Annotated in this window: 6 protein-coding genes; all 6 read left to right on the plus strand. The window is 68.7% G+C overall.

Annotated features, from left to right (window positions below):
- The first annotated feature begins 122 nt into the window (after positions 1 to 122).
- Entirely contained in the window at positions 123 to 1,328 is a 1,206-nt protein-coding gene (gene crtY, locus HUV01_RS12135; protein ID WP_174298502.1) for a lycopene beta-cyclase CrtY, read from the plus strand.
- A complete protein-coding gene (locus tag HUV01_RS12140) occupies positions 1,325 to 2,821 on the plus strand; it encodes a phytoene desaturase (protein WP_174298503.1) in 1,497 nt (498 codons plus the stop codon). Before crtY ends, HUV01_RS12140 begins: the two co-directional genes overlap by 4 nt.
- Positions 2,822 to 2,874: 53 nt before the next feature.
- Positions 2,875 to 3,099 carry a hypothetical protein gene (locus HUV01_RS12145; protein ID WP_174298504.1) on the plus strand — a complete coding sequence of 75 codons (225 nt, stop codon included), beginning with the start codon at positions 2,875 to 2,877 and terminating at the stop codon, positions 3,097 to 3,099.
- Complete coding sequence (locus HUV01_RS12150; RefSeq protein WP_174298505.1) at positions 3,096 to 3,263, plus strand: hypothetical protein; 168 nt, start codon at positions 3,096 to 3,098, stop codon at positions 3,261 to 3,263. The genes HUV01_RS12145 and HUV01_RS12150 overlap by 4 nt, the downstream gene beginning before the upstream one ends.
- Before the next feature lie 39 nt (positions 3,264 to 3,302).
- Positions 3,303 to 3,884, plus strand: a complete 582-nt coding sequence (locus HUV01_RS12155) for a TIGR00730 family Rossman fold protein (RefSeq protein ID WP_174298506.1) — start codon at positions 3,303 to 3,305, stop codon at positions 3,882 to 3,884.
- A gap of 130 nt (positions 3,885 to 4,014) precedes the next feature.
- Positions 4,015 to 4,755, plus strand: a 741-nt coding sequence (locus HUV01_RS12160; RefSeq protein ID WP_254606605.1) for a phytoene/squalene synthase family protein, incomplete at its 3' end; no start/stop codon positions are given.

Raw genomic sequence — 4,755 nt, forward strand, 5'->3', positions numbered from 1 at the left:
ATCTTCATCCCGGGGTCCGCCGGAGTGGCGGCACGAGGCGGGGATTGACCGATGTTGTCCGTCGCACAGTCGGCGCCGGGCGGGCCTTTGCGCCGTGCTGGCGAATGGCTAGATGGAGTAACATGGCGTCAACCCTCCGCTGCGACCTGGCGATCCTTGGCGGTGGCCTTGCCGGCGGCCTCATCGCGCTCGCCGTGGCGGCGCGGCGGCCGGCGGCGACGATCCGGCTGGTTGAGGCGAACGACACGCTGGGCGGCAACCATGTCTGGTCGTTCTTCGGCGCCGACGTCTCGCGTGCGCACCGTCCGATCCTGGAGCGGTTGGTGGCGTATGCCTGGCCCGGCTATGACGTCCGCTTTCCCCGTCACCGGCGCTCGCTGTCCGAGCCTTACTACTCGATCACCTCCGAGCGTTTCGACGCGGTGCTGCGCGCCTCGCTGCCGGCGGGAACGGTGATGACGGGGCGGCGCGTCCTTGCGGCCAGCACGACGGCCGCGGTGCTCGCCGACGGCGACCGGATCGAGGCGTCGGGCGTGATCGACGCGCGCGGGGCAGGCTCGGCGGGAGGCGACCTGTCGCTGCTCGACCTCGCGTGGCAGAAGTTCGTCGGCCGCGAGCTGACGCTCGCCGAGCCGCATGGGCTGGGTCGGCCGGTGGTGATGGACGCAACGGTGCCGCAGCTCGACGGCTACCGCTTCGTCTACACGCTGCCGTTCGGGTCCCGGACCGCCTTTGTCGAGGACACCTATTACAGCACTGCGCCCGACCTCGACGCGTCCGCACTCGACGCGCGGATCGACGGCTATGCCGCCGGCCAGGGATGGGAGGTGACGGCGCGCGGCCGGCGCGAGGCGGCGGCGCTGCCGGTGGCGCTGGGCGGCGATTTCGAGGCCTATTGGCGGGCCGGCGGACGGCGGATCGCCAAGGCCGGCATCCGCGCCGGGCTGTTCCATCCCACCACCGGCTACTCTCTGCCCGACGCGGTGCGCACCGCCGCGCTGGTGGCCGGCGCATCCGACTGGTCGGGCGCTGGCCTGCACGACCTTCTTCATGACCATGCGCGTCGCGCCTGGGACGACCGCGGCTTCTACCGCCTGCTCGACCGGATGCTGTTCCGCGCAGCCGAGCCGGCCGAACGCTACCGCGTGCTCGAACGCTTCTACCGCCTGAACCCAGCCCTGATCGGACGTTTCTATGCTGCCCGTTCCACTCTCCTCGACAAGGCCCGGATCCTGAGCGGCCGGCCTCCCGTGCCGCTGGCCCGCGCCATTCGCGCGATCCCGTCGGCCTCGCCGTCCCGCACCCTAGTCGCGGCCTCGGCGTCATGAGCCGCGTCTCCACATCCCCGCCGCGCACCTCCATCGTGATCGGCGCCGGTTTCGGGGGGCTGGCGCTCGCGATCCGGCTCCAGTCCGCCGGCGTGCAGACGACGATCGTCGAGTCGCGCGACAAGCCCGGCGGTCGCGGCTATTTCTGGGAGCGGGACGGGTTCACCTTCGACGCCGGCCCGACCGTCATCACCGATCCCGCCTGCCTGAAGGAATTGTGGGCGCTGTCGGGCCGCGACATGGCAGAAGACGTGGTGCTCGACCCGGTGCTGCCCTTCTACCGGCTCAACTGGGCGGACGGCACCAACTTCGACTACACCAACGACGATTCGGTATTGTTCCGTGAGATCGCCAAGCTGAACCCCGACGATGTGGAAGGCTACAAGAAGTTCCTCGACTATTCCGCCGGCGTGTTCAAGGAAGGTTATGAAAAGCTCGGCAAGGTCGCCTTCCTCGACTTCGCGTCGATGATAAAGGCCGCGCCCGCGCTGATGAAATATCAGGCGTGGCGGTCGGTCTATTCGATCGTGTCGAGCTTCGTGAAGTCGGAAAAGCTGCGCGAGGCATTGAGCTTCCACACGCTGCTGGTGGGCGGCAACCCGATGACGACCAGCGCGATCTACGCGCTGATCCACAAGCTGGAGCGCGACGGCGGCGTGTGGTTCGCACGCGGCGGCACCAACCGGCTGGTGGCTGGCATGGTGACTCAATTCGAGCGGCTGGGCGGCGAGATCCGCCTGTCCGATCCGGTGGTGGAGATCGAGACGCTGGGCGACCGGGTGACTGGCGTGCGGACGCAGAGCGGCTGGCAGGGGCAGGCGGACGCGGTCGCCGCCAATTCGGACATCGTCCATACCTATCGCGACCTGCTGTCGACGTCGCGCAGCGCCAAGCGGACGACGCAGCGGCTGGAGCGCAAGCGCTACTCGCCGTCGCTGTTCGTGGTGCATTTCGGCGTGCGCGGCACCTGGCCGGGCATCCCGCACCACATGATCCTGTTCGGCCCGCGCTATAAAGGCCTTCTGGAAGACATTTACGACAATGGCGTGCTGTCCGCCGACTTCTCGCTATATCTCCACCATCCGACCGTGACCGACCCGAGCCTCGCGCCCGAGGGGATGAGCACCTTCTATGTGCTCGCGCCGGTGCCGCACATGGGCAAGTTCCCCGTCGACTGGGACGAGGTCGCGTCCCAGCTGGAAAAGCGCATCCTGGACGAGGTCGGCCGCCGGCTGATCCCCGACATCCACGACCGGATCGTGACCAAGTTCAGCTACACCCCCAAGGATTTTGGGCAGGATCTGAACGCGCACATGGGCTCCGCCTTCAGCCTGGAGCCGGTGCTGCAGCAGAGCGCGTACTTCCGCATCCACAACCGCGACGACGCGATCCCGAACCTCTACTTCGTCGGCGCGGGCACGCACCCGGGCGCCGGGATACCGGGCGTGGTGGGGAGCGCGAAGGCGACGGCGGCGCTGATGCTGGGAGGATGAAGTTCTAGATACCTGCCAGCCTGAAGCCGATCGCGGATTTCGTCTCACGAGTCGTGGTCGGCGTGCTCGGGTTCGCGGTCATCATGAGCGTCGCGGTCGCGCTCGGCTTCTTGGTTCGGGGTTTCGAGGCGCTCGGCTTCAATCCGCCCTGGTTCGCCGCGACGGTCGAAGTGTTCGAAGTTGGCCTGTTCGCGCTCGATCTCCTGCTCTTCAGCTTGTTTTTGCCCATGGAAGCGATCAAGTTGGCACGCAAGCTGATCGAAGAGGTGCGCGAATGAGTGGCGGACGGAAAGGGCGCGACGACGCCGGCAGCCTCTCCATCGATGGCGCATACCTGCGTGAGCAGGCGCATGAGGCGGTGAAGCTCTTCTTCGCGCCACTTGCCGGCGTGTATCGCGCGATCAACGATCAGCCCGCCGTGCGGAGCGACGAGCGCGCCTGACGTCCCGGACCGCCCGAACCGATTCGGACAACACCGGCTGTGAAGCGCCTCGCCATCTACTGCGGCTCCGCCACGCCCGCCGATCCCGCCTATATGGCCTGTGCGCGCGCGGTGGGCGCGGGGTTGGCGGCACGGGGGATTGGCGTCGTGTACGGGGGCGGCAGGCTCGGGCTGATGGGGACGGTGGCCGATGCGGCGCTGACCGCTGGGGGCGAGGTGGTCGGGGTGATCCCGCAGGCGCTGGTGGACGCGGAGGTCGCGCATCGTGGACTGACCCAGTTGTATACCGTCGAGGGCATGCACCAGCGCAAGCAGGCGTTCACCGACCTTGCCGACGGCTTCGTCACTATTCCCGGCGGTACGGGAACGATGGACGAGTTGTGGGAGGCGTTGTCCTGGGCGCAACTCGGCTACCACGCCAAGCCGGTCGGGCTGCTCAACCTGAACGGTTACTACGACGAGATCGTGGCGTTCTGGGGCAAGATGGGCGCGGTCGGCTTCCTGCGGCCACAGCACCGCGACCTGCTGATCGTCGCCGACACGCTGGACGCATTGCTGGAGCGGATGGCCGCCCATGTGCCAGCGCAGCCGATCGTGGCGATGCGCGCGGCGGACCTGTAATCCGTCGCGATCTGCGGTCAGCGCCTCAACCCCGTTCGGGCTGAGCCTGTCGAAGCCTCGTCCTTCTTTTTCGGGCGTAGAAGAGAAAGACAGACCTTCGACAAGCTCAGGAGGAACGGTAGAGGGGAGCGTGGCCTCGCTTACCCCCCCGATCCATGACGCCCCTACCCGCGCCGAAACCGTCGCCGCCGCGCGCGAGTCGATCGCGGTCGGGTCCAAGAGCTTCGCCGCCGCCAGCCGGCTGTTCGACCCCGCCACCCGCGAGCGTGCGTGGCTGCTCTACGCTTGGTGCCGGCGGTGCGACGACCTGGCGGACGGGCAGGTGGCGGGGCACGACATGAGCGCGGTCGACGACGCGCCCGCGCGGCTGGCGGCGATCACCGCGATGACGCAAGCGGCGCTGGCGGGCGAGACGGTGAGAGAGGCCGCCTTCGACGCGCTGCGCTTCGTCGCCGCCGAGACGCGGATGCCGCCGCGCCTGCCCCGCGACCTCGTCGCCGGCTTCGCGCTGGACGCGGAAGGATGGCGGCCGCGGACGGAGGACGACCTGTACCGTTACTGCTACCATGTCGCGGGCGCGGTGGGGTGCATGATGGCGGTGGTGATGGGGGTGCCGCCCGACGATGAGGGCACGCTCGACCGCGCCTGCGACCTAGGGATGGCGTTCCAGCTCGCCAACATCGCCCGCGATCTGGGCGAGGACGACGCGGCCGGCCGCTGCTACCTGCCGACGCAGTGGCTGGCGGAGGTCGACCTGCCGCCCGGCGAGCTGATGCGCCCCGCCTGGCGCCCGCGCGTGGCGATGCTGGCGCGGCGTTGGACGAGAGTTGCGAGGGCGTTGAGCGTTGCTGTTGCGATCAGAGGGTCGGAG

This window comes from Sphingomonas bacterium (assembly GCF_903643035.1).
Lineage (GTDB): Bacteria > Pseudomonadota > Alphaproteobacteria > Sphingomonadales > Sphingomonadaceae > Sphingomonas.